Here is a 26,713-nt window from a genome sequence, read left to right as displayed (position 1 = left end):
TGATCTCAATCCTAAACTAATGAGGAAACATGCGCTCTGAAGCCTGCTTTTTCTAAAGCATCGACGGTTGCAGCTTCATCTTGGACGCGGAATTGGGAGCCGAAACGGACGATTTGATTTTTTACAGGTGTACCTACGATCGCAATCACTGGAATTTTGGCTTTGTCTCGATCGCCTTGCTGCTGCAAAACAGTCTTTAAGCGATGACGTTCCATTGCATCGTCTGCAACTTTTGCATCGAGTTCGACCATCACCATGCGAACATCTTGAATCGGCTCTGCATCGTCAACAATGAATTGATATTGATCTTCGTCGCGCTTGTCGATTTTGCCCCAAACCATTAAGCGTGCATCGGGTTCGATCAAGCTACCAATTCGCTCAAAAGCTTTCGGGAAGACAACCGCTTCCGATCGACCTGTGAGGTCTTCGATTTGAATCACTGCCATTGCATCACCTTTTTTGGTAGTGACTCGTTTGACAGCCGTGATCATAATGATGGCGCTGACCGTTGAACCTTCTCGACAGGTTTGAATGTTGCCGAGACTGATTGGGGCGAGGACTTTTGCTGCGTCTTGCAATTGTTTGAGCGGATGATCGGAGATGTAGAAGCCGAGGACTTCTTTTTCGAGTCGGAGCTTTTCTTGAGAGGGGTAGTCTTCAACTGTTGGAGCTTTTGGAGCCGTTTCAAAGCTGCCTTGCTGAGTGGTTGCACCTAAGAGATCGAAGAGGCTGCCTTGTCCGCTGGCGCGATCGCGTGCTCTCGACTGTGCCCAATCCATCACGAGTTCCAGATCGCTTGCGAGTTGATGGCGATTGGGATTGATTGAATCGAGTGCGCCGCAGTGGATTAAGGCTTCTAAGGCGCGTTTGTTGATTGCACGAGAATCAACGCGATCGCATAAATCGGCTAATGATTTGAACTTGCCATCTTGGTTGCGGGCTTCGAGAATTGCTTCGATCGCGCCCATACCGACGTTGCGCACGGCAGAAAGTCCAAAGAGAATCGCATCCCCGATCGGGGTAAAGTCGATACCCGATCGATTGATATCAGGCGGAAGAACTTTGATACCCAAACTTAGACAAGTCGCAATGTAGCGCTGAACTTTATCTTGCTCTCCACTGTTGATTGTCAGGATCGCTGCCATGTACTCAACAGGATAGTTCGCTTTGAGATAAGCCGTTTGGAAGGTGACATATCCATATGCCATTGAGTGAGATTTATTAAAGCAATATTCGGCGAACAACACCATTTGCTCGAATAGTTCTTCGGCAACTTTGGCAGATACACCGCGCTCTTGTGCACCTTTGACAAACATGGCTTGGTGCTTTTCCATCTCAGATTTTTTCTTTTTCCCCATCGCTCGACGCAGCAGATCTGCCTGACCGAGCGAATACCCCGCCATGTCTTGAGCAATTTTCATGATCTGCTCTTGGAAGACCATAATGCCGTAAGTTTCTTTCAGGATTGGGGTGAGAATTTCGTGGGCATAGTCGATTTTCTCGCGCCCGTGTTTGCGGTTGATGAATTTGGGAATGAGCTTTGCATCCAGTGGCCCCGGACGATAGAGCGCGAGTACAGAAGAAATATCATCAATTCCGTCCGGTTTGAGTTCACGCACGATTTGGCGCATACCAGACGATTCAAGCTGGAAGATCCCTTCGAGTTCACCTCTTGCGAGGAGCTTGTAGACTTCTGGATCGTCGAGCGGCAAGGTGTCGAGATCGAGTTTGATGTTGCGGCTTTGTTCGATTAAGTCGATCGTTTTTTCGATCATCGTGAGGTTCTTTAACCCCAGGAAGTCCATTTTTAACAAACCCAGTTGTTCAATGTCTTCCATGGCGTATTGGGTCACAACACCGCCATCTTTCGTCATTTCTAAGGGCACAATTTCATCTAATGGATCAGCCGCAATCACGACCCCTGCGGCATGAACTCCGGTTGCTTTGTTTGTCCCTTCGATGCGGATTGCCATATCTAACCAACGCCGATAAGTGATCGGTGGATTGGTGTTAGGAATGACTTGATCTTGTTGGTACTTTTGACTGAATTCTTTCGAGGGGGTTTCTTCGGGAGAAACCATCTTTTTGAGCTTTGTGGATTTTCCACGAAAAACGGGGATTTGCTTTGCCATGCGATCGGCTTCGCTCAGCGGAATGTTCAACACGCGGGCAACATCTCGCAAAATGGCTTTTGAGTTCATGCGGTTGTACGTGATGATCTGTGCAACCCGTTCTGTGCCGTATTTTTCGGTGACGTATTGAATCACTTCACCCCGCCGCTCAATACAGAAATCTGTATCTACGTCTGGCATCGATTTCCGTTCTGGATTCAGGAATCGCTCGAAGAGTAGACCGTGATGAACGGGGTCAATGTTGGTAATTCCCAATGCATAAGCGACGAGTGAACCTGCTGCGGAACCTCGACCCGGCCCGACTGGAATCTTATTGTCTCTCGCGTATTTGATGTAGTCCCAAACGACTAAAAAGTAAGTGGAGAAGCCCATCTGCTTCAGCATGTTCAGCTCGTAGACGAGGCGGTCTTGATACTCTTGACTGATTTCTTCGCGTGAGTTGAGCTTTTGCCGCTGAACTAAAGACTCCCAAGTAATTTTTTCAATGTATGTGTCGGCTGTGTAGCCTTCTGGAATCGGGTAATTCGGAATTCGCGCTTCGCCGCCGAGCAGTTTGTATTCTTCAACTTTGTCTGCAACTTCTACGGTATTGGCGATCGCTGTTTCAATGATGTCTTGCGGCAAATGGTCGCGAAAGAGCGATCGCATTTCATCCGCTGATTTTAAATACTCAGTTCCGGTATATCTCAGTCGTTTATCTTCGGAAATTAGCTTTCCGGTTTGGATACATAACAATGCATCGTGAGCTTCCACGTCATAGCAAGACACATAGTGAGAATCATTCGTTGCAACGAGTTTGATGTCTAGCTCTTTTGCAATTTGGACAATCTCAGGGTTAACAATTCGTTCTTCTAGTAACCCGTGATCTTGAATTTCGAGATAGTAATCGTCTCCGAATAGCTCTTTGTACCAAGTCGCAATCCGCCGAGCAATTTCAGGCTTCCCTTGTAGAATCGCTTGCGGAACTTCGCCACCCAAGCAAGCACTCGTCACAATCAAACCTTCGTGATATTCGGCAAGCAGATCTTTGTTGATGCAAGGACGCGAGAAGATGCCTTTTCCTTGAACGCCTTTGAGGTGCGAAATCGTGGTGAGTTTAACTAAGTTCTTATAGCCTTGAGTATTTTTAGCAAGGACAACTTGATGATATTTGGGGCGGCGTTCTTGCTTCGTAATGTCGCCGTTGATGACATACATCTCATTGCCAATGATTGGCTTAACATTTTTACCTTGGCAGGTTTTAATGAGTTCGATCGCGCCATACATCACCCCGTGATCGGTTAATGCGATCGCAGGCATTTCGAGTTCAACGGCTCGATCGACCAGTTTGTCTAATTGTCCAGCTCCATCGAGCAAACTGTAATCGCTGTGAATGTGCAGACCGACGAAAGACATAATTCACTCAACCCACGCGAAGGAATGAGTCTTAGCGTAACCGATCTTGAACGCTATATTTATAAATTTTTTGAAGCTTTAACCCTACATATGGAGTTAACTCCTCAAATTTGGCGAACGTCCAAGGTCTAATACCAATGTACCAAATTTAGGGAGTAGGGAGTGGTTTCCATCTTTTCAGCCCATAACCGTTTACGCTGAAAATAGTGATTTCTATTGGGAAATATGTCGCAACTGATCCAAGTGATGCAAACAGTATTTGATAACCCTCCTGTGTCATTTAACCCAGTCAATCAAACGCTGAAAGGCTGGGCAATGTTTTGTTTACGCGATCGCGGTTTTATGGTTCAGCCGACTCAAAATGCCGATTTTTACATTAGTACAAAGGGCGAAAAAGTCCCGTTTCGGGTGAGTCAAGCTGAACCAAGCGACACGGCAACCGGATGGATCGTGGTGGATGCTGCGGGCAAATCTGCCAAGGTCATCGCACCGGAAGCGTAACGAACCTGTTTAACGAACTGCAACGCGACGGATCGATCGGGCAACGCGAATTTTCTTAACTCGACGTTTTTTGGGCAAATCTGTCGAGAGAATATCTCGCATTTCTTGCCAGAACGGACGATCCGATTGATGCAAATCGAGCAAGACGATCGCAACGCTAAACAGCAAAACTCCAACCCCAGCCACGAACACTGCCATTGAAGAAGTGATTAACCATTCGGCACTAATCACCGTTCGGATCGACAACAGCAGCGTACTCGCAACAAATAGCGTCAGTGCGTAGTACATCACTAAAATGCCATTGTTTGCGGTCTTGACTCGCTGCTGGAGATGGCGCAGTTGCTTTTGCAGCATGGCGAGGCGATTGGATTGCTCAAACCGATCGAGAATTTGAAAATATTCGATATTCGTAATTTGCAGGCGATTTTCGATCACACTGCGTCGTAGAAGTAGACCACCCAGTACAAATGCACAGGCAAGCAGCATTAGCACCGAATTGAGAATTAGCTGAATCAGTTGGGTTGTGTCGTCAATACTCATGCCGTGTTCTGATACTCTCTCTAACGCAAGCAGGATAACACAGATTTAGTACGAGGGTACTAAAATCTTTTAAAGAGTCCAGAAAGCAGATTTGGCAAGGATTTGACGAATTGAACTCAAACGCTCGGCTTGGGCAGAATGCGTAGGAATTTGATAATCTGTCCGGTCACTTCGATGCTGATGAGAAAATTCTCGATCGTGAATCGATACCAAATTTCGCTCGTCTCAAGCGGTTGGAATTCGGGCAAATCTTGAAGCTGATGGGTTCTGTAAAACTCGTCAAACACAAAACTGTGCAGCTTCTGCATCGTGGCTGTTTCGAGTCCTTTGAGATCGATTAAGAAGGCGCGATCGTAGCGCACTTCTAACCTGGCTGGAAAAATCATGCTACCTGCCGATGAGGCTTTCGTCGGTTTCATAATGTGCGCGGTGCGGGTTGGAGGAGCGGTAAGAGTTGCATCGCTTCTTCGCGCGTCAGGGTATCCCCCGGATTGTGAGTCCGTCTGCCATCAGCGATTGCTTTCAACATATATGCATCACAATACGCTGTTTCTAGAACCGGCCAAAACGTTTCGAGTTCAGCATCAGACATGCGATCGATTAAATGGTGAGCGCGGTTGCGATAGAGATTCATAGCTAAGGAGGAGCAACTAGTCCCTTTGAGAATGCCCATCGACTTGCCGGAAATCCCGCGCAACTGGTGCGAATCAAGACAGATTATGTTCCTGCTTACGGTACGATTTGCTTACACGATCGCTGTTCATGTTTATGCTAGATTACCTTTTCTCATTTGATCCCGGATTGATCGGCTATTTAGTGTTTCTCCTCGTCTCCGTTGCAATTTATGCAATCTTTAGTCTGGGGCTGAATTTACAGTGGGGCTACACCGGATTAATCAATTTTGGTCATGTTGCTTTTATGACGGTCGGAGCTTATGCGACCTCGTTATTCACCTTAAGCGGAATGCCAATTTTCCTGGCTGTTTTGATTGGCGGACTATTGGCAGCCTTGTTGGGCTTATTGATGGGGTTTTCAACACTGCGATTGCGCGAAGATTATTTGTCGATCGTCACGATCGGGGTTTCAGAATTAGTGCGATTAGTGGCGCTGAATGAGAGTTGGCTCACCAAAGGCGCATTTGGGGTTCAAAACTTTCCGTTGCCGCTGGCAGAATTTCGCCCCACTGTTGCGACTCGGATTGGCATGATTGCGATCGTCACTCCAATTTTTGCAGTTGTGATTTGGAAATTGGTGCAGCGGATCTTATCTCGCAAAAACACGGTTCAAGCGATCGTATCAGCAGTGCTGATTCTGCTGACGCTGCGACTGTACAGTGTGGCTGCGGTAGCACTCTATAACTATCGGGACAATCAAGCGCGCAATGGACTGTTGTTCTTGTCGCTGATTACTCTAGCAATTGTGTATTGGGCATTAGAAAGATTAGTAAAATCGCCTTGGGGCCGGGTTCTCAAAGCCATTCGCGAAGATGAGCAGGTTGCAAAGGCATTAGGTAAAAATGTGTTTAGCTACAAGCTACAATCCTTAATGCTTGGGGGCTTTATTGCAGGCATTGCGGGTGCATTTTTTGCTTGGCAGTTGAGTACGGTTTATCCGACGAATTTTGAACCGATTGTTACTTTTCAAGCTTGGATTATTATGATTCTGGGTGGAGCCGGGAACAATGCAGGCACGATTTTGGGAGCGGGCATCTACTGGGCTTACACTGCATTTACTCGCGATTTAGATGGAGTTCTTCGACTCGGGGCTGATCAAGTTGGGGCGCTGCGGATTATGTTGATTGGATTGATTCTCATGGTGTTGATGCGATTTAGACCGCAAGGCATTTTGGGCAACAAAGACGAACTGACACTAGGGAAATAATCATGCAGACTTCAAGTACTCCTGTCCTTTCTGCACGTGGATTGGTCAAAAGCTTTGGTGGAATTAAAGCGGTCAATCATGCGGCGATCGAGGTTCCCGCTGGAAGTATTACAGGCTTGATTGGACCGAATGGAGCCGGAAAAACAACGCTGTTTAACTTACTGTCGAATTTCATTCAGCCCGATCAAGGGCAAGTTCTATTCGATGGAGAGGCGATCGAGTCACTGCAACCGCACGAAATTGCTCAGCGCGGGATGATTCGCACGTTTCAGGTAGCGCGAGTGTTGTCGCGACTCTCGGTGCTCGAAAATATGCTGTTAGCGGCTCAGAAGCAAACCGGGGAGAATTTTCTTAACACCTGGTTACTAGCGGGACAGATTCGCAAAGAGGAACGTGAAAACCGCGATCGAGCGATGGAAATTCTCGAATCAGTCGGCTTAGCGGCGAAAGCAAATGACTATGCAGGCGCACTTTCTGGGGGACAACGGAAGCTTTTGGAAATTGCGCGAGCGTTGATGACGCGTCCGAGGCTTGTGTTACTCGATGAACCTGCGGCAGGAGTGAATCCAACGTTGATTCAGCAAATCTGTGAGTACATCCAGTACTGGAATCGGCAAGGATTAACGTTCTTGATTATTGAGCACAATATGGATGTGATTATGTCCTTGTGCGATCGCGTTTGGGTGTTGGCAGAAGGAACCAATCTTGCAGATGGAAGTCCTGCTGAGATTCAATCCAATTCAAAGGTACTAGAGGCTTATTTGGGACAGTAAAATTTTGGGATAGCAAAAAATCGACCAACTTGATCAAAGCCGATGAGCTTTGATCAAGTTGCAGACTAAATAGAAATCTTCTGAGTTCTATTCCTTTCAGACGCTCATTGGCTGGTATGCAGCACTTGAGAAGTGTAGTCGAAACTGCCTATTGGCGAATCATGTCTTGAACCTGTTGGCGCAATTGGGGATTCGATCGGACAATCTGGAAAATTTGATTGAATCGGGGGATTTCTAGCCCTTCTTTTTTCACCGCAGTTTCTACCTTAGAATCATTGTCCTTGCTGATTTGGGTCAATTTTGCAATTACACGATCGTACTTTTGCCGCTCCCCTGTTTCCACGGGTTTAGATGGCTTTTGCTGCGGATTGTTTTGAGAACGGAAGATCTCATCAAACCGTTGCTCGGTTAATCCTTCCGATTGAATTGCCTGAGTTGCCTGTTTTTCTGCTTCACGGCTGATCGCTAAGACCTGTTTAACTGCATTTGCAAATTGGCGAGTTTCGGCAGGAGTCACCGTCTGATTCGCAGGCTGGCTTGTTGGAGCAGGTTTGCTGGTTGGAGTTTGAGCTTGGACAGGCATCTGACACAGTCCACCTATCACCAAGACACATCCACTCAAGAGAAGTCGCTGAATCATTTTAATCTCCAATGTTTTGCGCCATCTTATCGAGGCAACCTGCGATTCACATCCGTTATCAGACCTTTGATCCGCGTTACATCTTTCAGCAAGTCCATCTGTAGATATACCCACATTGATAGAAATCAGTCCCCTTGATAGAGATAGTCAAAAAGCTCGATCGATAAAACAGTGAGTAGGTCAGTCTTTTTGCGTCCCCTCTAGCCTTATGTCTCTCTACCTATCTCCTCAACAACCTAGCCCAACTGCCAACACTCAAATCGCACAAATCCCGCCCGAACGCACTTCTACCCCCTCGAATTCTCCTCAGCCAGACGGGGGAATGGTGCTGATTCCCTTATGCTTTATTGCGATTTGGATTGGCTTAATCTATGTGATTGCTGATACTTGGAAGTACAACCAGAAATCGACGAGAGTTAGCCGTGAACTCGCTCGACTTCCCTGTAAGAAATGTCAATTCTTTAGTAATAATCATTACATGAAATGTGCTGTTAATCCTTATGTTGTGATGACATCAGCCGCAAATGAATGTCAAGATTATCGTTCAAAAAAGAATGGTCGTTAATCGCTCAAAAAAGAATGATTATTAGTCGAAAACCTGCGTTCTGCATGTAGATTTCCAAAAAACTCTGCCCATACTGAGGCTAAAAATAGAAACACGCTAGTTAAGAGTTTCTATAGAAGTTAACTTGTACGGATAGGGCGGAATTAAATGACGAGCGATGAGTTTCAGACGAATGTTTCATCTCCGAATACAGAACTATTTGGGCGAGTGACACACTGGATTCGGAGGTCGAAAAGTTTATCTGAACTTTTAGCTGCGATCGCTCAGGAAATCGGTGCCGTTTTAAGTTGTGATCGGGTAAAAATCTACCAGTTTAATCCTGATGAAACGGGAACCGTAGTCGCAGAGTGGATTTGCGAACAACGCCTCCCTTCGCTGCTAGGGTTAACATTTCCTGCGAATGATATTCCCCCTGGAGCACGCGAACTGTTTGCAAGAACCGGAGCGCGATCGATTGTCAATGTGGCTGAACGTCGCATTGGACAAACGGGAATTGATTCTACTGCACCCGATGAAATCCGCTATCGTCCGCTGAACGCCTGTCATGCTGAATATCTGATGGCAATGGGAATTCAGTCTTCGCTGGTCGTCCCAATTTTGCAAGAAGGCAAGCTTTGGGGATTGTTTGTCATTCACCATGCTGAAGCGCGATCGTTTTCAGACGCACAAGTGAGTGCACTGCAGATGGTCGTTGATTTGCTGACTGTGGCGATTGCTCAGTATCATTTGATCGAACAAGCGCGTGCTAAAGCCGATCGCGAATCGACGCTACGTCGCATTAGTTGCTTACTGCATTCGCTTTCGACGATTGAACTTCAAGCTGCTTTAGAAACAGCAGTTTCAGCCTTTGCAGGGTCAGGGGGACGACTGTGGGTGAATGCCACATCATTGGCAGTCGAACATTCTCCTCGCAATCTAAAACTGCCGAGTGCTTGTGTCAGATTGTTTCAATGTGGGAGCCAGCCAATGGCTCCTAGAGATGAGTGTATCGAAACGGCTGAATTTGTGCTGCTCGAAGAAGACAGTGCTTGGCAAGATAAGTTTCAGTCTGAGCAAGATGCAGTTTGGGCGATCGCGGATTTATATCAAGAGCCAGCATTGCAAAAGTTCTACCCTGCATTCCGATCGCTCAAAATCCGAGGGGTACTGATTTTGCCCTTGTGGTATCGCCGAGAATTGCTTGGCTATCTCACTATCTTTCGAGATGAAATTGAAACTGAGATTCTTTGGGCGGGGCAAATTAGCTCCGACGAGCGGCAGCTTTATCCGCGTCAGTCTTTTAAGGCGTGGTGTGAATCTCGACGGGGACAAATTCAGTCTTGGACAGCAGGAGATTTAGAGCTAGGTTGCGCGATCGCTCATCAGTTTTCAAGCGCGATTCAACAATATGAAACGCATCAACATGTGCAAAAGCTGAATGCCAGTTTAGAGATTCAAGTTCAAGAGCGTACGGCTCGATTGCAGAAAGCAACTGAGCAGCAGCATGTTCTGTTCAGTGTGGTGACGAATATGCGGAAATCGCTGCAAGTTGAGCAGATTTGTGCGACCGCAACCGAAGAGCTTCGGAGATCGTTGAATGTCGATCGAGTCTGCGTTTATCAATTTGATTTAGATCGTCAATACAATACAGGGCAGGTGATTGCTGAAAATATGGTTTCAGGACTTTCCTCTGTTTTGGGCACGCGTATCGAAGATTATTGCTTTGGAGAACGGTTTGCAACCCAATATCGGCATGGTCGGGTGAGTTCGATCTCAGATGTGGAAGCACTCGTAATCGAACCTTGTTATTTAGCAATTTTAGAGCGCCTTGCGATTCGTGCCCATTTGATTGCGCCCATCTTACGAGGAGATGAACTGTGGGGATTATTGTGTGTGCATCAATGCGATCGTCCGCGCAATTGGACAGAGCATGAGATTCAATTTGTGAAACAAGTTGCGATTCAGTTGACGATCGGACTTGAGCAAGCCGAATTGCTCTTGCAAACTCAGCATCAAGCTCAGCAGATCGAGGCAACGCTGCATTCTTTGAAGCATACTCAAGCGCAGTTGATTCAAACTGAAAAGATGTCGAGCTTAGGGCGATTAGTCGCTGGAGTCGCCCATGAGATTAACAATCCGGTCAGCTTTATTCATGGCAATCTCAACTATTTGAATCATTATGTGATCGATATGCTGAGGCTGCTTGACGCTTATCGCGCAGCTTATCCTGAACCTCGATCAGAAGTGATTGATCTGATCGAATCGATTGATTTTGAGTTTGTTCGCCAAGACTTACCTAAAATACTGGCTTCAATGCAAGTCGGAACAGAACGAATTCGCGAAATCGTGCTCTCTCTCCGCAATTTCTCACGGCTTGACCAAGCTAAAATGAAGCCAGTTGATATCCATGAAGGAATCGAAAGTACACTGCTGATTTTGCAGCATCGCTTGAAACCAAACGGGGGAGATTGCAGCATCGAGGTGATTAGGGAATATGCGGAATTGCCCCCAGTTGAATGCTATGCAGGGCAGTTGAATCAGGTGTTTATGAATCTGCTGAGTAATGCGATCGATGCGCTTGAAACGGTTGAGAATCCCACAATTCGTATCCGCACAAAACAAGTTCATGACGATCGCGTGCTCATTTCGATCGCAGATAATGGATGCGGAATTTCAGCCCAAACTCAGCCGCGCATCTTTGATCCGTTTTTTACAACGAAACCGATCGGAAAAGGAACAGGCATGGGATTAGCGATTAGTCATGAAGTGGTCGTGCGAGACCATCAGGGCAGTCTAAACTGTCATTCTGAACCGGGTCAGGGAACTGAATTTTGGATTGAAATTCCGATCCGTCAAAGCATTTCTGCATGAAAGCGAATGTGATCTTCAATGAAGGAAGCAATGAAATAGTAGCTGTGATCGTAGCCGGGTTGAATTCTCAGATTTAATGATTGTCCAACGTCTGCACAGGCTTGCTGAAATACGGTTGGCAAAAGCTGATTCGCGAGGAATTTGTCTTCGCTGCCTTGGTCGATGAGAATCGATCCGGGAAATTGCCCGACTCGAACTAGCTCACTCGCATCATACGATCGCCAGTCGTTCTGATTTGCTCCTAAGTAATTTGAGAATGCTTTCTGTCCCCACTGACATTGTATCGGGGCACAAATCGGCGCAAAGGCAGAAACCGATCGATAGCGATCGGGATTTCGCAAGGCGCAGATTAATGCACCATGTCCGCCCATTGAATGTCCGGTGATGCTTTGTCGATCGCGTAAGACTGGAAAGTTTTCACCAATTAACTCTGGGAGTTCATCGACGATATAGCTATACATGCGATAGTGCTGGCTCCAAGGTGCAGCCGTGGCATCCACATAGAATCCTGCGCCAGTTCCAAAGTCCCAATCCTCATCTTCCCCCGCAATTCCGGTGTTGCGGGGGCTAGTATCTGGCGCGACTAAGATCAGCCCATACTTTGCGGCAAACTGTTGTGCGCCTGCTTTTGCCATGAAATTCTCTTCGGTGCAGGTTAAGCCAGAGAGAAAGTACAACACTGGCAGCGATCTCGCTTTTGCTTGGGGCGGCAAATAGATCGAGAATTTCATCGGAGACTGACAAGCGATCGAGGCATGAGAATAAACCTCGATCGAGCCTCCGAAGCATTTGGTTTGACTAACTAAATCCATTGAAATTTTAGAACGTTACGACTGAGCGAATGACTTCGCCTCGATGCATCAGATCAAAGGCTTGATTGATATCGTCGATCGGTAAAATTTTCGATACCAAATCATCAATGTTAATTTTGCCATCCATATACCAATCGACAATCTTCGGCACATCCGTGCGACCTTTTGCCCCACCAAATGCTGTGCCTTTCCAAACCCGCCCAGTAACGAGTTGAAAGGGGCGAGTACTAATTTCTTGCCCTGCACCAGCGACTCCAATAATCACACTGACTCCCCAACCTTTATGGCAGCATTCCAACGCTTGTCGCATGACTTTGGGATTGCCAATACACTCGAAGGAGTAGTCTGCTCCACCTTTCGTCAGGTCTACTAAATACGGAACGATATCGCCTTCTACTTCGCTGGGATTGACGAAGTGAGTCATGCCTAATTTCTCGGCTAAAGCCCGCTTGCTCGGATTGAGATCGACTCCCACAATCATGTTCGCACCGACCATACGAGCTGCTTGAATCACATTCAGCCCAATCCCACCTAAGCCAAAAACCACCACATTTGCACCGGGTTCGACTTTGGCAGTATTGATCACGGCTCCAATTCCAGTGGTCACACCGCAGCCGATTAAGCAGACTTTCTCGAACGGAGCATCTTCGCGAATTTTAGCAACGGCAATTTCTGGCAGAACGGTGTAATTTGAGAAGGTCGAAGTGCCCATGTAGTGCAGAATTGGCTCTCCCCCGATCGAGAATCGGCTAGTGCCATCGGGCATCACCCCTTTTCCTTGTGTCGATCGAATCGCTTGACAAAGATTTGTCTTGCCGCTGAGACAGTACTCACAATTTCGACATTCTGGCGTGTAAAGCGGAATCACATGATCTCCAGGCTTAACACTCTTGACGTCGGCTCCCACTTCCACCACAACGCCTGCGCCTTCATGTCCCAAAATGGCTGGGAACAAGCCTTCAGGGTCAGCGCCAGACAGCGTATAAGCATCGGTATGACAGACCCCAGTCGCTTTGATTTCGACTAAAACTTCTCCCGCTTTTGGGGGTTCTAATTGCACCGTTTCGATCTTGAGAGGCTCTCCGGCTTTGTAGGCAACTGCGGCTTTCGTATCCATATCTTTAATTACCTAGTCAAACTCCATCGCAGTGTAACGCTCCTGCCTCTCCTCGGGTCAACCCATTCAAAATTTGTCACCAAACGGATTTACATCCCTCGCATATCTTGGGGAATAAATGCGCGATCGTGGGGAATGGCGGCAACAGCTTCAGTTAATGTGAACGTGCCTGCCTCAATCCAGTGTTTTAGCTCGACTGCAACTTGGCGGGACAGATAAAGGCTTGCTAGCGGCGCGACTCTCACGACTTTGCCATCGATCGTTAATTTCCCAGACTTTAACTGGGCATAGTTCACGAGTCCAAAGGTGGGACGGACTCGGCGCGGAATCGAAAAATCAACGATCGGAGCAACCAAATCTTGATCTTGCACCGCACAATGGGCAATCACCTCTTCGCTCAGCACAGGCAACGGAATTCCCACCCCAAGCATCAAAGAAGCTCCATAGCCGCGGAAATAGCAGCCTCGCACCCAGCGCGCATCCATCTGTTTTGCATCACCAATTAATGCAAGTGTCGAAGCGGGTCCAATGGGTGTCCGATTGGGCAAGCGCTTTTGAAGTGGAAAATGCTGTGTTCCTTCCCAAGCGACATAGCCGATTCCCCCACCTAAAAAAATCCGTGACCCAATGCCAATCAATTGCAAATCTGGATCGTTCAACAGCGGCGAAATTGCACCCGGATTTGAGAAAACAGCATTGCCCAATTGGGGCTGTAGTGCTCCTAAATACGTAAATAAAGGGCGATCGCCCCCATTCACGCCCACGATAAAGTTCTGGTACAGATTCCGAGGATTGAATAAATAGAATTGATTAATCGTGTCCCGCGTAATGCTGGTTTCAAAAGACGATCGCGGATAGCAGTCAGTCACCTGTCCGAGTGCTCGCAACGTCACCGATCGTCCGGCAATCAGATCCTCGATCACATGCCCTCCACCGCGCTGTCTCTGTCTGGCATCTGGGGATTCTCGATCGTCATGATCTAACGGCTCTGATCCGCCCGGATACTCTACAACCTGCGACGCTCCCAAATACAAATCGACTGCGCCAAATCCTGCATATGCGGGCACTCCATCGACCCAACACTGGCGAATTTTGATCGGGGGATCAGTTTGTCCTAAGTTCAACACTGCCCCCGAAGACTCCATTGGCTCGAACGTGCCTGTCGTCACGACATCAACGAGCTTTGCGGTTGCAGCGACTCCGATTTCTGCTACTTGAGCTTTCACCTCTTCGGCAGTTCGTACGATCGCACTTCCGCGTTGAATTTTCTCGTTGATTTCAGCCAGAGTTCGCATAAGGCATCGGAATTAAGTCATCTCTGCCATTATGCGGCGAGTTAACTCCGAGCCGAAGTTGTTTTGGAAACTTCTTGGGCGAGACGCTGTTTGGCGCGGTTCAGATTGTTCTGGGCAGCTTCGTAGTTGAGATCTGTATCGACTGCTTTTTCGTATTCCGCGATCGCTTCTTTGAGTTTCCCTTGCCGCTGCAAAGCAGAACCCAATCCATTCAGTGCAATGGCATGGGTATTGCCGAGATTGCCTTTGCGCTCACTGGGCTGATTGAGCACTTGTTGGTAAGCTGCGATCGCGGCATCGAACTGATTCTGATTGGCTAAAGCATGACCGAGGAAAATATGTGCCCACGCATAGTCCGGCGCAACTTGAGCCGCTTTGCGATAGAGATTAATCGCTTCTTCTGTGCGATTTTGAGTCTGCAAGGCTCGTGCCAATCCGACATACGCGATCGCTTGCGCTTTCTCGGTTTGCTCGGGTGCTTTTAAGGCTTGTTCGTACTGCGCGATCGCTTCTGGGATTTTCTTCTGCTCTGCCAGCACATTCCCTAAACCCGCATAAGCCATCATCTGCTTCGGATTCGCCTCGATCGAGCGGCGATAAGCTGCGATTGCTTCCTCGTTGCGTCTGCGATCGGCTAGGGCATTGCCCAATCCGGCATAGGCAGAGGCATTTTGTGGATTAATTTCAATCGAGCGGCGATAGGCGGCGATCGCCTCTGCAATTCGACGTTGTTCGATCAGTGCTTGTCCCAGACCGTTATAGGCTTCAGAGTTTTCCATGTCGAGCACGATCGCTTTGCGATAGACCGCGATCGCTTCTTCGTATTTGCGACTCGATTGCAGTTCGTGTCCTAAATTGACGTAGTAAGCAGGATCACCAAGCGAGAGATCTGCTGAAAGTTCTGGAGTAGAAGCACGAACTGCATCACGAGCATCATCGCATCCGGTGGTGAGTGCTGCTGCTGCTAGAGTCAAAAGGAGGGGGAGAGCCGATTGCTTAGAAACTTGCATCTTTTTTGCCCTAAAACGTTGGTGACAAGTCATTTTCCGTACCCAACGCACCCTAATTTGTTCTATTTTGCACTAAGTTGGCTGCAGTGAGAATCCGTACTCAAGAACTTTTCGACAATTGGCTTAACCTGAAACAGTCGTCGCTTTGCCTCTGGATTGGGATTGGCTGTCGTCGAGGTGCGACCAAGTTGATCATTCAAACTGCAATTGATCAAGTTCTCGATCTGTATCAATTGGAGCATAGGACGATCGCAGGAATTGCAACGCTCGATCGTAAATCTGATGAAATTGGACTGGTCGAATATTGTCGAGATCACGATTTGCCCTTACGATGCTTCTCCGCAGATCGGCTGAGTACGATCGCGGTGCCCAATCCTTCTTTACACGTTGCGATGACTGTACAAACGTCGAGTGTGGCAGAAGCCGCAGCAATGTGTGCTGCACAAACGCAAATTTTGATAGTGCCGAAACAAGTGATCCAAGGGGTGACGATTGCGATCGCGGAAAGTTCGCTACAGTGAAGGGTGTTGAATCGGCAAGATAGTTATGGGACGGCGAATCGCGATCGTATGCTTGACTCTCATTTGCAGCGTTTGGATCATGGCAAGCGCTGGTGCTGATCCGATTGTAGGAAAACGCTACGACCAGCAATATCGCCCGCCGTTGTCTTATAGCAATGCAGATGTGAAAGGGCAGAATTTTTCAGGTCAGACCTTGAGATTGGCAGAATTTACGAATGCCAATCTCACAGATGCAGATTTCTCGAATGCGGATTTGTCCGGGGCTGCGATGAGTGCATCGAATATGACAGAGACGAATCTGCATGGTGCAAATCTGCAACAGGCAATGGTCGATCAAGTTCCAATGGTGCGGGTGAATCTGAGCGATGCGATTTTAACGGATGCGATGTTGCTGCGCAGTGAATTCTTGAATGTTAATATCACTGGGGCAGATTTTACGGGGGCAATTCTCGATCGCTATCAGATTCGAGAGTTGTGCAAAGTGGCTCAAGGAACGAACTCAAAAACTGGGGTCGAGACTCGTGAGTCGCTCGGTTGCCCGTCTTAGGAGGCAAGTATGAACCGAGTCGGTGTGATTGGCGGCGGACAGTTAGCTTGGATGATGGCAGAGGCAGCCAGAAAGCTGAATCTCACATTGGTCGTGCAAACCCCAAATGAAAGTGATCCAGCCGTGTCTGTGGCACAAGAAACTTTGTTTGCGCGGGTGAACGATGCCAGTGCAACCGAGGTTTTAAGCACGCATGTCGATGTGATTACATTCGAGAATGAATTTGTCGATCTCGATGCGCTCGCTAAAATCCAGAATGTGATCTTTCGCCCTAGCTTGTCTGCATTGCGACCGTTGCTGGATAAATATGTGCAGCGGGAATTTCTCAAAACTTATGATCTCCCGACTCCTGATTTCTGGTTACTTGGTGAGCGAGATGTTGAATTTCCGGTAGTCTTAAAAACTCGTCGGTTAGGCTACGACGGACAGGGGACATTTATCATTCGCGATGCGGCAACTTGGGAACCAACGATCGAGAAATTGCAGAATGTGCCGATCGTGCTGGAAGAATTCATTCCGTTCGATCGCGAATTAGCGGTGATGGCGGCTCGCTCAAGTTCGGGTGAAATTGCAATCTATCCGATCGTGGAAACGCAGCAAGAAAATCAAGTCTGTCGTCGCGTGATTGCGCCTGCTGAAGTTTCAAAAGGTGTTCAGCAAGAGATTCACCGAATTGCTCAAACAGTACTAGAAAAGCTCGATGTCGTCGGAATTTACGGGTTTGAGCTATTTCTGACGAAAGACGATCGCGTTCTTGTCAATGAAATTGCACCTCGAACTCACAATTCAGGACATTACACGATCGATGCTTGTGAAACCTCACAATTTGAACAACAGCTTCGAGCCGTGAGCGATTTGCCTTTGGGCAGTCCAGCCTTGAATTGTCAGGGTGCGTTGATGGTAAATTTGCTCGGATTTGAGCAAGCAGAAAGCGAGTATTTAGAACAACGCAACGCGATCGCTCAATTGCCCAACACGTTTGTGCATTGGTATGGCAAATCTGAATCACGTCCAGGTCGAAAATTAGGACATGTCACGGTTTTACTAGACGATGTGACTGATCTGAGGCAACAAGCGTTAGAGATTGCTAGCACGATCGAAGAGATTTGGTATCGGCATTAAAGGAGCACTCGGCTTTTTCAGTGGTAGGATTTGCCCATAGCAGTTGATCGAACTGAAAGCGTTTCATGCTAACTCACGCTCCCCTAGAAACACCTCGATTAAGTCTTCGCTTTCTATCTCTAGCAGATGCGCCGTCGCTCCAGACTGCGGCAAGCGATCGTGAAGTTGCCGATATGATGATTTCGCTGCCGCATCCGTATCCTGAAGGCGAAGCAGAACGATACATCCAAGCACAAATTGCAGCGGCCGAGGCAGGACGATCCTTTGCCTTTGCGATTGAGCGTAAAGCTGAACCAGGATTATGTGGCGTGATCGAAATTGGCTCGATCGAACTCGAACATGCTCGGGCAGAACTGCGGTTTTGGCTGGCAGTTGCGCTTGGGGAACAAGGATATATGAGCGAAGCCTTACAAGCTATACTTCGCTTTGGATTTGAAAACTTAAACCTGAATCGAATTGATGCCTATCATCTGGTGAGAAATCCGGCTTCTGGAAAACTCTTTCAAGATAATGGATTTGTGCAAGAAGGCGTGCTCCGTCAAAGAGTGCGTAAAGGGGAAGTCTTTGAAGATGTGAAACTCTGGTCAATTCTGCGAGAGGATTGGTAGTGCGATTTGAAGCTCTGACAAATCGGCGAACGGCTAATCTCGGTTAGAGGGCTAAAGTTGCAACCTCGCAAAGACATTCCATCCCTCTAGATGGGCGATCGCTGCCAAAACTGATTTCCTCTCTTTATCCAAAATCTCCCTGCTTCCCAACTTCGGATTGACCCGCTAGAATAAGTGAAGGATTTGCTGCGGCGTTGGTGACTGCCAACAATGTTTTATGATCTATGTTTTTTGAATCTGGGAGTCTACAAAGGCTGATGGCAGTAGACCGGGCTTGTACCCGGAAACTTTATATCCGCCACTTCGACACCCACCTGGTTTTAACCAGGTCAAAAACTGAGGTAAGACGGCGTTGCGGTATCCTACTTCTTGATCCCTTACTAGAACCTAGTAGGGGAGTTTTTATTTTTAAACGTCTGTATCCCGAAGGTTACGTTTTATCAAAAATATATTCTGAACTGTGTTTTGCAATGGGTTTTGTGCAATGAATGATCTAATTGAGATCTATCTTTTGAACGATTTATCTTCTGCACTTTGACGCAAGAAATTCATCCTGAATTATTCAAAGATGTTGCATGATTCTTAAGCTTTTCATATTTGAAGCAGGCTTGTCAGTTTTCTAGATCACAATCTGCTTTCTTAAGAAATCGATCCCCAAACCTTCGTTCTTCAATTAAGCCCTTGAACATTTATCGATCGCCCCAAAACGCTCTTTTCGTGCCTGCGACTGTTCATCGCTTCGACAATGGTTTAACGCTGATTCATCATGACTTGCCGACGACCGGGATTGCTGCGATCGATGTCTGGGTGAATGCAGGCTCGATTGTAGAACCGGATGAATGGTCAGGCATGGCGCATTTTCTCGAACATATGATTTTCAAAGGAACCGAGAAAATTGCACCGGGCGAATTTGATCAAGCGATCGAGAAACGGGGCGGCATGACGAATGCTGCAACGAGCTATGATTACGCGCATTTCTACATGACGACTGCGGCACAAGACTTTGCCGACACCCTGCCATATCTGGGCGAACTTCTCTTAAATGCCGCGATCCCCGAAGACGAATTTGAGCGAGAACGGGAAGTCGTTTTAGAAGAAATTTTGCAGACTTATGACAATCCAGACGCGATCGCATTTCAATTTCTCGCGGAATTGGTGTATCAGCGGCATCCGTATGGGCGATCGATTTTGGGCACAGAAGAAAGTTTGATGAGACGCTCCGCAGCAGAAATGCGATCGTTCCATCGCACCCATTATCAGCCTGAAAATATGACGGTCGTGGTCACAGGCGACATTCGACTAGACCATGTGAAACAGCAAGTCGAGCAAGCCTTTCACACTTTCCCAGAGGCAGACGCATGTCGAATTCACATCGCCGAGGCAGAACCCCCGATTACAACGATTCGCCGTGAAGAAATTCAGTTGCCTCGCTTAGAACAGGCAAGATTATTAATGGCTTGGATGGCTCCAGGTGTGGAGGCTCCGGTGGGGCAAGTTGACGAAACGCTCCCCTGGAAACGCTTTGAACAAGCAAATCAGCAAGATCCGCTCAGAGCAGCATGTGGACTCGACTTGATCTCAGCCGTTTTAGGAGCAGGACGCACCTCGCGGTTGGTACAAGAGCTTCGAGAAGAGCGACATTTAGTTCAGGGAATTGACTGTAGTTTCTCGCTCCAGCGTGATTCCAGTTTGTTTACGATCGCGGCTTGGTTAGATGCTGACGATCTTCAACGGGTAGAAGCTTTGATCTGCGATCGCTTATCGCAATTGATGACAGTTCCCATTTCTCAAGCCGAACTCGATCGCGCCAAGCGGCTTTTGTGTAACGATTATGCGTTCTCGATCGAAACACCTGGACAACTTGCCGGACTCTATGGCTACTACCATTCGCTGGCAGAAATTACTGCTGCTGCAGCTTATCCGCATTTGATTCAGTCCTTTACGGTTGAAGATTTGCGCGATTTAGCCAGCCAATATCTTTCGCCTTATCACTATGCGGCGATCGTTGTCACACCAGGCGACTAATGATCGCATTGCTCATCAAATTCGCGCTTCGAGTCTATCAAGACAGACCTGATTTGAGTCGCCGCGAATCGATTCGAGAAGGCAGATTCCCGACCGATTGCTAAAATCAACACACGTCAATTTTAAGAACGATCGTGACTTCAACTATTGCTTTGCCCCATAATCGCATCATTCATCGCACGGTTTTAGACAATGGCGTCACCGTGCTGGTCACTGAAAATCCGTCTGCTGACATCATTGCAGCGCGGCTTTTCTTCAAAGCGGGTAGCCGTTGGGAGTCGATCGAGCAAGCTGGACTCTCCCACCTCGTTGCCGCTGTGATGACGAAGGGCACCGAAAAACATTCGTCTCTAGAAATTGCCGAACGCGTTGAATCGATCGGAGCGAGCCTAAGTACGGATGCGGCTTCAGATTACTTTTTGCTCAGCATCAAAACGGTTTCTGCTGATTTTCCCGAAATGTTGAAATTAGCAGGAGAACTACTGCGATCGGCAACTTTTCCAGAATCAGAAGTTGAACTCGAACGTCGCTTAGCGTTACAGGCAATTCGATCTCAGCAAGAACAACCTTTTACAGTGGCACTCGATCGCTTACGCCACGCCATGTATGGGGATCATCCTTACGCACTCTCAGGCTTAGGCTCAGCCGAAACCGTTGCCAATCTAAAGCGCGAAGATTTACAGCACTACTATCAAACCCATTTTCGTCCGGATAATCTGACAATTAGCATTGCAGGACGAATTACACCCGAAGAAGCAGTCTCACAAGTTGAAGAAATTCTCGGCAGTTGGCGCGCGCCCTTAGTTCCCTTGCCGAATCTGAATTTACCGATCGTCGCTTCTAATCCGACTCGCAGCGCTGTTCCACAGGATACGCAACAATCGATCGTCATTCTGGGCTATCTTGCACCTTCTGTTACGCCCGAAACGATGGAAGACTATGCTGCGTTGAAATTGCTGAATACCTATCTGGGCAATGGATTATCCAGTCGGCTATTCGTGGAACTGCGAGAAAAAAGAGGCTTAGCTTACGAAGTCTCAGCCTTCTATCCGACTCGATTAGATACGTCGTACTTTGTCACCTACATGGGCACTGCACCCACCAATACTGCGATCGCACTTTCCGGCTTAAAAACAGAAGTCGATCGACTGTGTGATGCACCGCTGAGCGCGGAAGAAATCCAAGTTGCCAAAAACAAATTACTCGGACAATACGCGCTTGGCAAACAAACTAATTCGCAACTGGCGCAAATTTTCGGCTGGTATGAAACGCTAGGTTTAGGGGTGGAATTCGACAGTCAGTTTCAAGACGCGATCGCGAAGGTTTCCGCAGAGGCCGCCCAAGAAATTGCTTGTCGGTATTTTGGTGAACCTTACATTTCATTATTAGGGCCTGCGGACGCGATCGAGTCGCTCTAGCGTTGCTTAGAGTTTTTCACCGATGGTAATCCGCATTCCATTCGCAAAATCCCATCCAGACTGGGCGCGTTTCCCGGCTAGCTGCACTTCTTTAAGCAGTAATGCCCCTGATCCAGTCTGAATCACGGCTCCCCAATTTTTGACAATTTCGACCACTTCGCCGGGTGTTCCAGTCGGCAAGTTTAACGCGCGCAATTCCTCAAACTCATTCAAAAACTCTCCTTCAAGCGGAATTGTCTGCATTACTTTCAGCCCAGTTCCTCGAAACTGAGTGTTGCAATTTGGGTAAAACCCTCGAATCTGATTGTGAAGCTCGATCGCACTTCTTGACCAGTCCAATTCGTAATCCGGCTTTTTAATCAGCGGCGCATAAGTGGCTTGTTCGTTGTCCTGCGGAATCGGTGTAATCTCTGGGAATTTCAACAAGGTTTCCACCAGCAAATCCGCTCCGATCGTACTGAGACGAACTGCCAAATCATGCGCGCTATCAAACGGCGCGATCGCTGTTTTCGCAATCAATAACATTGCCCCTGTATCCATGCCCGCATCCATCAGCATCGTTGTAATTCCGGTTTCTGCCTCTCCGTGATACAAACACCACTGAATCGGAGCAGCTCCGCGATATTTCGGCAAAATCGAGCCATGAACGTTCACACAGCCCAATCGCGGCATATCTAGAATTTCCTGCGACAGAATTTGCCCGTATGCAACGACGACAAAGGCATCTGCGTTGAGCGATCGTAAATACTCTAATCCCTCTACATCTTTTTTAATACTCTTCGGCTGCAAGACAGGGATTTCGTGTGAAAGCGCGATCGCTTTAATCGGCGAAGGCGACAGTTCATTTCCCCGCCCCCGCCGTTTATCAGGCTGAGTCACGACAGCCGCGACCTCAAACGAGTTGGATTTCAGCAATGCTTCCAACGTGGGCACTGCGAATTGAGGCGTTCCAAAGAATACAATTTTCATCAATTTGAGTCTCGCTCCCGACAGACGCTTACACTAATTCAAGCTGATATTTTGAACTCATGAAGCCTAAATTTGCAACGATCGAAACCTGGCAGCAGGCAGAACTTCTAATGCAGCCTGCTTTTATCCGCCTGATTGATAATCTTCGCAAGCAGTTAGACAGTTCTACCTGGCGAGGAACATATCAGGATGTGCAAATCTGGGCAGATAACATTTCAGATGAGACGAAAGCCAGAGTTTTGCAGCTTCGACAACAGCTTGAGACGGCTTCACCAGAGCAGACTGCAGAGATTGAAGCCGAATTGTCTCAGATGCCTTCACCATATCCTGGATATGAGTTGCATTTAGAGAAAGACGATCGCCAAATCAAAGTCGATCTGTGGGAATTATGCTACCGAATTTGTTTTCGCTCTCCCATGCTGGATGAGCATCCCGTTGATATCGATACCCATTTGATTGATGAAACAGGCGATGTCGATTGGAATCAGTTAGAAGAAAAAACGAAACAAATTGTTGAACAAGTTTTTGCAACTCTACCGGAGTAAATGCAGTAGGATAAATAATAGCTTGGGGGGCTATAGCGCAGTTGGTAGCGCACTTCAATGGCATTGAAGGGGTCAGGGGTTCGAATCCCCTTAGCTCCATACCTTTCTGTACGTTCGCACATTAGATGTCGCGATTCGCAAATTAATGTCGTTTTTAGACTAATTTGCTAGTTTTTGCCAATCTTCGCAAATTGATGTCGCTAAATTCAAATCCTTTTCTATTCGCAAATTGATGTCGCTCTTCACGTTTTTCTGAGATTGTTTGAGATTCGCAAATTAACGTCGTTATAGTGAACTCGTCTACTGCTTCTCAAATTAGTATCGTGGGACTTATGCGTTATTCCAGCTATACAATCTTCGATAATGTAGAAACTCAATCAATATATAACCAGTCTCTTCCTCAATCCTTTTTGCATGAATAGCGAAGCTTGTTTCATAGCCTCATGCCATTGAAGTGCGCCTTTCAGTCCTCCTGATTTATAGTCTTTGGTGGCAAAGCAATTTCTTTGATTCTTAGGATGCTACAGGTACCTTAAATCTGAAATGCTCTGCAATGTTGTGGATGCAATACATTGCAGAAAGGGCGATTGCTACCAATTAAGAATGCGATCGCCTAGCCACTAGCAAGCCCTTTCAGCCCACCCATTGCTGAGAGGGCGATTGCTACCTACCCGTTTGCCATCTGGCGAGCAAGTTTCATTTGTACCTTTCAGCCCACCCATTGCTGAGAGGGCGATTGCTACCCGTTGCCGCCACTACTGGTCGCCGCAACGCTGTTACCTTTCAGCCCACCCATTGCTGAGAGGGCGATTGCTACTTCGAGGGGATAGTCAATCTGATTCGTATTCGCATAGCCGTCTTTCAGCCCACCCATTGCTGAGAGGGCGATTGCTACTCCAAGCGACTTGCAGTGGAGTGAATTCGACAATCGCTTTCAGCCCACCCATTGCTGAGAGGGCGATTGCTACTGATTTGCGCCCCTCTCGGCATTCTGATGAATCTTTCTTTCAGCCCACCCATTGCTGAGAGGGCGATTGCTACTCCCAGCGCTGGAACCCTTTTCCTATAAGCTCTCCAAGTTCGCTTTTGGCAAACCTGACTAAAAAGTGCTCTTTTGACTTTTCTGAAAGCTTACTCCGGCAATCTTCAGTTGAATGAAAGCCTTGCCAGTAGGGAAGTTTAGGGTTTTGGCGAACCTCCTAGGCATTTTGCCCTTGCTTTGGTTTGCCAAAAATGTTTAGAGGACTCCTCCTTGCTCGGAGGCGATTCAGTAGCCGCCACTTCAGTCACATCATCGCCATCAAGTAATTGATGAGATAACGCCCCTGTACCTCCACCGTGTGAAGGCTTGACTCACTTCTGCTGGGCGCGCACCTGCGCTACAGTTGAAGAACGGATTCCACAACTACAGCTTCCCATCCCCACACAAATCTCAAATCGAAACCTGTACCAGGATGGCAGTCAGCGAGCGGACAGCTACCAGGGTCGGAAAGTACAGTCGTCTCACAACGACTAAACTGACCCTCATTTTTCGCAATTCAGCGGCTCAGAGAGCTTGAACTGCGGCGCTGTTGTTTTACATCTTAACTTGTCTTGGTTCGAACGTACTGTAAAGTCAGACTATTTTGCCGTGATCGCACGAGCGTGATAAGCTGCGATCGCGATATCTTTTGCCAATTCTTGAGGATTGCCTTTGAGAGGCTGGGATCCGACTTCAACGGTGATACCCCGTTGAGTCGCTTGACTACAGATGGCTTGAATCAGTCTGTTGTAACTCCATTGATGTATCGTCAGACGATACGCTTTAGCGTATTGCTTTTGAGCTGCAACGGATCCTGGACACTTCTCTTCAGCCCTTGCTTGAATCTCACTAGCAAGTAAATCTCGAACGTTCTTCAGGTTAGGCACTACAATGCTCCCTGCTTGATAAGTTCGAGCGAGGTCAATGGTGGAATTTGCCAACAGCTGGTCAACATACTGACCGAGTTCTGATTCTGAGGGTTGGTATGTGGCACTACGCTGTTGATTTTTGTGACGCTGCAAGCGGTTCTGCTGCTGCTGTTTACGGTGACGGTTGAGCAAGCAGTATTGCTCACCGAGCAATGCACGAGGCGTACGATAGGCGAGTATCTCTCCAGTTCTGCCATTGACAACCGCTACTGTGATCGGGTCAGTCAACCCAATACTGATGCCAACTAGAATTTCGGGATTGCCCACGTAAGGAGTCCGGCTAGGACGTTCGGGTAAGTTCTGCAAGCGATCGAGTGTTGAATGATTGCGAGGATCTGGGTTTGAATGGGTCAGCTTCTTGAGGGTTTTCGCAATCTTCTCCTGTTGGGCTTCTAGCGTGCCTTCTGCGGTCATTAAACGAGTATCGAAGGTGCAATAGAGAGCAAGATGGTTCACGTTCCAAGGGTCACCCTTGCCTTCGCCTTCTCTCCAGCCTAGGAGGGCTGAACTCAGGGTGAGTAAGCCTGCCGGATAAGTGCCTTTATTCGCTTGATAAGCTTGCCAATCTTCTAAGAAGCGTTGGAAGAAAGGCAGTTGCCGTTGATCGCAAGCTAAACGGAATGGATACTCTTTATCAGTCTTGAACCAGGTTTTGATATCAGGCTCTGCTGCGCTAAGATACTTGTCCATCCCATTAAAGGTGACAGTTATTCTCCCTTTTGCTGTCTTGCCCCAATATATATCGGTCGCACTGCCGTAGATGATGGGATAAGGGAGAGAGGCAGGACGGGTCAGCAGCTTAGCTTGCCACTCTTGCGCCTGAGCGACCGTTTCAGGAAGTTGTTGTGTTGAGATCGCTAATGTTTCCAGAAAGACTTCCCCTGTTAAATCTCGCTCTTTCGGGAGACGAGCCTGGAGCTGAGCTTCCAGTTGTTCAATCTCTTTCTGTTTGCGATGAATGCGGTGGGCAAACTTCTCTGGGTTCTCTTCGGTAGTGGAAACTTCACAGTCATTCTTAAGGAGATAGGCAATGGCACATCGAGACAGCATGTTGTCTGTAGCGTCATAAGCCTTAAACAATCGATCTATAAGACTGCCATCTTTGGCAGATTGGATCTGCCCTTGTGCTCGCTTGCGCTTCGTTGCGGTTGGCTGAGATGGATCTGTATCGTCTGCCCTGACCTGATCCAGAATCGCTTGCGCCTGCTGCCGAATGGCTTCAAGCGTGGAACCGCTAAGTTCAAGCAGTTCCGCATCACTCTTGACTGCATCTAACCAGCGCTGCTTGCCATCCAGTCGGCGGCGACGGGTTTGCTGGAGTGCCAGCCAGGATTGATAGGTGTAGGTTACCATCTGGTTGGCAGAAGCATAAAAACGTCCAGGCTGACTTGGATAAACTGCTTTGAGCGGATCGCAAAGCTCTTTAACAGAGCCGGATGTGACAGTGCCTCTGCGTTGCCAGATTTCAAGTAATTGCTCAACCAGGTTGACCTCAGC

Annotated in this window: 23 protein-coding genes, 1 tRNA gene, 1 other RNA gene and 1 CRISPR repeat array; of the genes, 14 read left to right on the top strand and 11 right to left on the bottom strand. The window is 47.7% G+C overall.

Features of this window, described 5'->3' with window-relative positions; all coding sequences use genetic code 11:
* Nucleotides 1-11: 11 nt before the first annotated feature.
* A complete protein-coding gene (locus OU814_RS15035) occupies nt 12-3,527 on the bottom strand; it encodes a DNA polymerase III subunit alpha (protein WP_017287524.1) in 3,516 nt (1,171 codons plus the stop codon).
* Nucleotides 3,528-3,752: 225 nt separating this feature from the next.
* Here OU814_RS15035 and OU814_RS15030 point away from each other — a divergent pair, with 225 nt between their 5' ends.
* On the top strand, nt 3,753-4,028 hold the full coding sequence (locus OU814_RS15030; protein WP_017287523.1) for a hypothetical protein: 276 nt from the start codon (nt 3,753-3,755) through the stop codon (nt 4,026-4,028).
* Nucleotides 4,029-4,037: 9 nt separating this feature from the next.
* Here OU814_RS15030 and OU814_RS15025 read toward each other — a convergent pair whose 3' ends face one another.
* The 3 genes from OU814_RS15025 to OU814_RS15015 all read right to left on the bottom strand — a co-directional run bounded on the left by OU814_RS15025 (nt 4,038) and on the right by OU814_RS15015 (nt 5,202).
* On the bottom strand, nt 4,038-4,568 hold the full coding sequence (locus tag OU814_RS15025) for a DUF2721 domain-containing protein (protein WP_017287522.1): 531 nt from the start codon (nt 4,566-4,568) through the stop codon (nt 4,038-4,040).
* 116 nt (nt 4,569-4,684) lie between these two features.
* A complete protein-coding gene (locus tag OU814_RS15020) occupies nt 4,685-4,987 on the bottom strand; it encodes a hypothetical protein (protein ID WP_017287521.1) in 303 nt (100 codons plus the stop codon).
* Nucleotides 4,984-5,202 carry a hypothetical protein gene (locus tag OU814_RS15015; RefSeq protein ID WP_017287520.1) on the bottom strand — a complete coding sequence of 73 codons (219 nt, stop codon included), beginning with the start codon at nt 5,200-5,202 and terminating at the stop codon, nt 4,984-4,986. Before OU814_RS15015 ends, OU814_RS15020 begins: the two co-directional genes overlap by 4 nt.
* Before the next feature lie 134 nt (nt 5,203-5,336).
* Between OU814_RS15015 and OU814_RS15010 the strand changes: the two genes are divergently transcribed.
* Both OU814_RS15010 and OU814_RS15005 read left to right on the top strand, forming a co-directional pair.
* Nucleotides 5,337-6,449 carry a branched-chain amino acid ABC transporter permease gene (locus OU814_RS15010; protein WP_051077787.1) on the top strand — a complete coding sequence of 371 codons (1,113 nt, stop codon included), beginning with the start codon at nt 5,337-5,339 and terminating at the stop codon, nt 6,447-6,449.
* A gap of 2 nt (nt 6,450-6,451) precedes the next feature.
* Nucleotides 6,452-7,222 (top strand): ABC transporter ATP-binding protein, encoded by a 771-nt coding sequence (locus OU814_RS15005; RefSeq protein WP_190648302.1) that lies wholly within the window; start codon nt 6,452-6,454, stop codon nt 7,220-7,222.
* Between the two features lie 148 nt (nt 7,223-7,370).
* On the opposite strand, the gene OU814_RS15000 is transcribed toward OU814_RS15005, so the two are convergent.
* Nucleotides 7,371-7,862, bottom strand: coding sequence for a DUF4168 domain-containing protein (locus OU814_RS15000; protein WP_017287517.1), 492 nt, complete (start codon nt 7,860-7,862; stop codon nt 7,371-7,373).
* Nucleotides 7,863-8,070: 208 nt separating this feature from the next.
* Between OU814_RS15000 and OU814_RS14995 the strand changes: the two genes are divergently transcribed.
* Nucleotides 8,071-8,427 carry a hypothetical protein gene (locus OU814_RS14995; RefSeq protein WP_017287516.1) on the top strand — a complete coding sequence of 119 codons (357 nt, stop codon included), beginning with the start codon at nt 8,071-8,073 and terminating at the stop codon, nt 8,425-8,427.
* Nucleotides 8,428-8,574: 147 nt separating this feature from the next.
* Complete coding sequence (locus tag OU814_RS14990; protein WP_268184023.1) at nt 8,575-11,277, top strand: GAF domain-containing protein; 2,703 nt, start codon at nt 8,575-8,577, stop codon at nt 11,275-11,277.
* Here OU814_RS14990 and fghA read toward each other — a convergent pair.
* From fghA to OU814_RS14970, 4 genes are all read right to left on the bottom strand, one after another.
* On the bottom strand, nt 11,259-12,089 hold the full coding sequence (gene fghA, locus OU814_RS14985) for an S-formylglutathione hydrolase (RefSeq protein ID WP_268184021.1): 831 nt from the start codon (nt 12,087-12,089) through the stop codon (nt 11,259-11,261). The two genes, OU814_RS14990 and fghA, sit on opposite strands and share 19 nt — an antisense overlap.
* 7 nt (nt 12,090-12,096) lie before the next feature.
* Nucleotides 12,097-13,206 (bottom strand): S-(hydroxymethyl)glutathione dehydrogenase/class III alcohol dehydrogenase, encoded by a 1,110-nt coding sequence (locus tag OU814_RS14980; RefSeq protein WP_268184018.1) that lies wholly within the window; start codon nt 13,204-13,206, stop codon nt 12,097-12,099.
* Between the two features lie 89 nt (nt 13,207-13,295).
* A complete protein-coding gene (locus OU814_RS14975; RefSeq protein ID WP_268184016.1) occupies nt 13,296-14,501 on the bottom strand; it encodes a homocysteine biosynthesis protein in 1,206 nt (401 codons plus the stop codon).
* A 41-nt stretch (nt 14,502-14,542) separates the two neighbouring features.
* Nucleotides 14,543-15,511, bottom strand: coding sequence for a tetratricopeptide repeat protein (locus OU814_RS14970; protein ID WP_268184013.1), 969 nt, complete (start codon nt 15,509-15,511; stop codon nt 14,543-14,545).
* A gap of 86 nt (nt 15,512-15,597) precedes the next feature.
* Here OU814_RS14970 and OU814_RS14965 point away from each other — a divergent pair, with 86 nt between their 5' ends.
* The 7 genes from OU814_RS14965 to OU814_RS14935 all read left to right on the top strand — a co-directional run bounded on the left by OU814_RS14965 (nt 15,598) and on the right by OU814_RS14935 (nt 21,752).
* Nucleotides 15,598-16,032, top strand: coding sequence for a cobalamin biosynthesis protein (locus OU814_RS14965; RefSeq protein WP_268184011.1), 435 nt, complete (start codon nt 15,598-15,600; stop codon nt 16,030-16,032).
* A 25-nt stretch (nt 16,033-16,057) separates the two neighbouring features.
* Nucleotides 16,058-16,579: a pentapeptide repeat-containing protein gene (locus OU814_RS14960; protein ID WP_017287509.1), complete on the top strand. Its 522-nt coding sequence runs from the start codon at nt 16,058-16,060 to the stop codon at nt 16,577-16,579.
* A gap of 9 nt (nt 16,580-16,588) precedes the next feature.
* Nucleotides 16,589-17,701, top strand: coding sequence for a 5-(carboxyamino)imidazole ribonucleotide synthase (locus OU814_RS14955; protein WP_268184008.1), 1,113 nt, complete (start codon nt 16,589-16,591; stop codon nt 17,699-17,701).
* Between the two features lie 65 nt (nt 17,702-17,766).
* Entirely contained in the window at nt 17,767-18,309 is a 543-nt protein-coding gene (locus OU814_RS14950; RefSeq protein ID WP_190653358.1) for a GNAT family N-acetyltransferase, read from the top strand.
* A 180-nt stretch (nt 18,310-18,489) separates the two neighbouring features.
* Nucleotides 18,490-18,674: non-coding RNA, 6S RNA (gene ssrS, locus OU814_RS14945), on the top strand.
* A gap of 352 nt (nt 18,675-19,026) precedes the next feature.
* On the top strand, nt 19,027-20,334 hold the full coding sequence (locus OU814_RS14940; RefSeq protein ID WP_225885701.1) for a M16 family metallopeptidase: 1,308 nt from the start codon (nt 19,027-19,029) through the stop codon (nt 20,332-20,334).
* Nucleotides 20,335-20,468: 134 nt separating this feature from the next.
* A complete protein-coding gene (locus OU814_RS14935) occupies nt 20,469-21,752 on the top strand; it encodes a M16 family metallopeptidase (protein ID WP_268183996.1) in 1,284 nt (427 codons plus the stop codon).
* 6 nt (nt 21,753-21,758) lie between these two features.
* On the opposite strand, the gene fmt is transcribed toward OU814_RS14935, so the two are convergent.
* A complete protein-coding gene (gene fmt / locus OU814_RS14930) occupies nt 21,759-22,721 on the bottom strand; it encodes a methionyl-tRNA formyltransferase (protein ID WP_268183994.1) in 963 nt (320 codons plus the stop codon).
* Nucleotides 22,722-22,780: 59 nt separating this feature from the next.
* Between fmt and OU814_RS14925 the strand changes: the two genes are divergently transcribed.
* On the top strand, nt 22,781-23,266 hold the full coding sequence (locus tag OU814_RS14925; protein ID WP_268183992.1) for a hypothetical protein: 486 nt from the start codon (nt 22,781-22,783) through the stop codon (nt 23,264-23,266).
* Between the two features lie 26 nt (nt 23,267-23,292).
* Nucleotides 23,293-23,365, top strand: a tRNA-Ala gene (locus tag OU814_RS14920).
* A 531-nt stretch (nt 23,366-23,896) separates the two neighbouring features.
* Nucleotides 23,897-24,308: direct repeats of the CRISPR family, unit length 38 nt; unit sequence CTTTCAGCCCACCCATTGCTGAGAGGGCGATTGCTACT.
* Nucleotides 24,309-24,886: 578 nt separating this feature from the next.
* Here OU814_RS14920 and cas12k read toward each other — a convergent pair.
* A partial coding sequence (gene cas12k, locus OU814_RS14915) for a type V CRISPR-associated protein Cas12k (protein ID WP_268183989.1) occupies nt 24,887-26,713 on the bottom strand: 1,827 nt, incomplete at its 5' end.

The sequence above is a fragment of the Leptolyngbya sp. GGD genome, assembly GCF_026735145.1.
GTDB classification, from domain to species: Bacteria; Cyanobacteriota; Cyanobacteriia; order Leptolyngbyales; family Leptolyngbyaceae; genus Leptolyngbya; species Leptolyngbya boryana.
Note: the sequence above shows the minus strand (reverse complement) of the source record. Positions and strands in the feature narration are given on the sequence as shown.

Excerpts from the sequence above, each read along its gene's own strand:
- OU814_RS15035 (WP_017287524.1), bottom strand. The coding sequence starts at position 3,527 with ATGTCTTTCGTCGGTCTGCACATTCACAGCGATTACAGTTTGCTCGAT.
- OU814_RS15030 (WP_017287523.1), top strand. The coding sequence starts at position 3,753 with ATGTCGCAACTGATCCAAGTGATGCAAACAGTATTTGATAACCCTCCT.
- OU814_RS15025 (WP_017287522.1), bottom strand. The coding sequence starts at position 4,568 with ATGAGTATTGACGACACAACCCAACTGATTCAGCTAATTCTCAATTCG.
- OU814_RS15020 (WP_017287521.1), bottom strand. The coding sequence starts at position 4,987 with ATGAAACCGACGAAAGCCTCATCGGCAGGTAGCATGATTTTTCCAGCC.
- OU814_RS15015 (WP_017287520.1), bottom strand. The coding sequence starts at position 5,202 with ATGAATCTCTATCGCAACCGCGCTCACCATTTAATCGATCGCATGTCT.
- OU814_RS15010 (WP_051077787.1), top strand. The coding sequence starts at position 5,337 with ATGCTAGATTACCTTTTCTCATTTGATCCCGGATTGATCGGCTATTTA.
- OU814_RS15005 (WP_190648302.1), top strand. The coding sequence starts at position 6,452 with ATGCAGACTTCAAGTACTCCTGTCCTTTCTGCACGTGGATTGGTCAAA.
- OU814_RS15000 (WP_017287517.1), bottom strand. The coding sequence starts at position 7,862 with ATGATTCAGCGACTTCTCTTGAGTGGATGTGTCTTGGTGATAGGTGGA.
- OU814_RS14995 (WP_017287516.1), top strand. The coding sequence starts at position 8,071 with ATGTCTCTCTACCTATCTCCTCAACAACCTAGCCCAACTGCCAACACT.
- OU814_RS14990 (WP_268184023.1), top strand. The coding sequence starts at position 8,575 with ATGACGAGCGATGAGTTTCAGACGAATGTTTCATCTCCGAATACAGAA.
- fghA (WP_268184021.1), bottom strand. The coding sequence starts at position 12,089 with ATGGATTTAGTTAGTCAAACCAAATGCTTCGGAGGCTCGATCGAGGTT.
- OU814_RS14980 (WP_268184018.1), bottom strand. The coding sequence starts at position 13,206 with ATGGATACGAAAGCCGCAGTTGCCTACAAAGCCGGAGAGCCTCTCAAG.
- OU814_RS14975 (WP_268184016.1), bottom strand. The coding sequence starts at position 14,501 with ATGCGAACTCTGGCTGAAATCAACGAGAAAATTCAACGCGGAAGTGCG.
- OU814_RS14970 (WP_268184013.1), bottom strand. The coding sequence starts at position 15,511 with ATGCAAGTTTCTAAGCAATCGGCTCTCCCCCTCCTTTTGACTCTAGCA.
- OU814_RS14960 (WP_017287509.1), top strand. The coding sequence starts at position 16,058 with ATGGGACGGCGAATCGCGATCGTATGCTTGACTCTCATTTGCAGCGTT.
- OU814_RS14955 (WP_268184008.1), top strand. The coding sequence starts at position 16,589 with ATGAACCGAGTCGGTGTGATTGGCGGCGGACAGTTAGCTTGGATGATG.
- OU814_RS14950 (WP_190653358.1), top strand. The coding sequence starts at position 17,767 with ATGCTAACTCACGCTCCCCTAGAAACACCTCGATTAAGTCTTCGCTTT.
- fmt (WP_268183994.1), bottom strand. The coding sequence starts at position 22,721 with ATGAAAATTGTATTCTTTGGAACGCCTCAATTCGCAGTGCCCACGTTG.
- OU814_RS14925 (WP_268183992.1), top strand. The coding sequence starts at position 22,781 with ATGAAGCCTAAATTTGCAACGATCGAAACCTGGCAGCAGGCAGAACTT.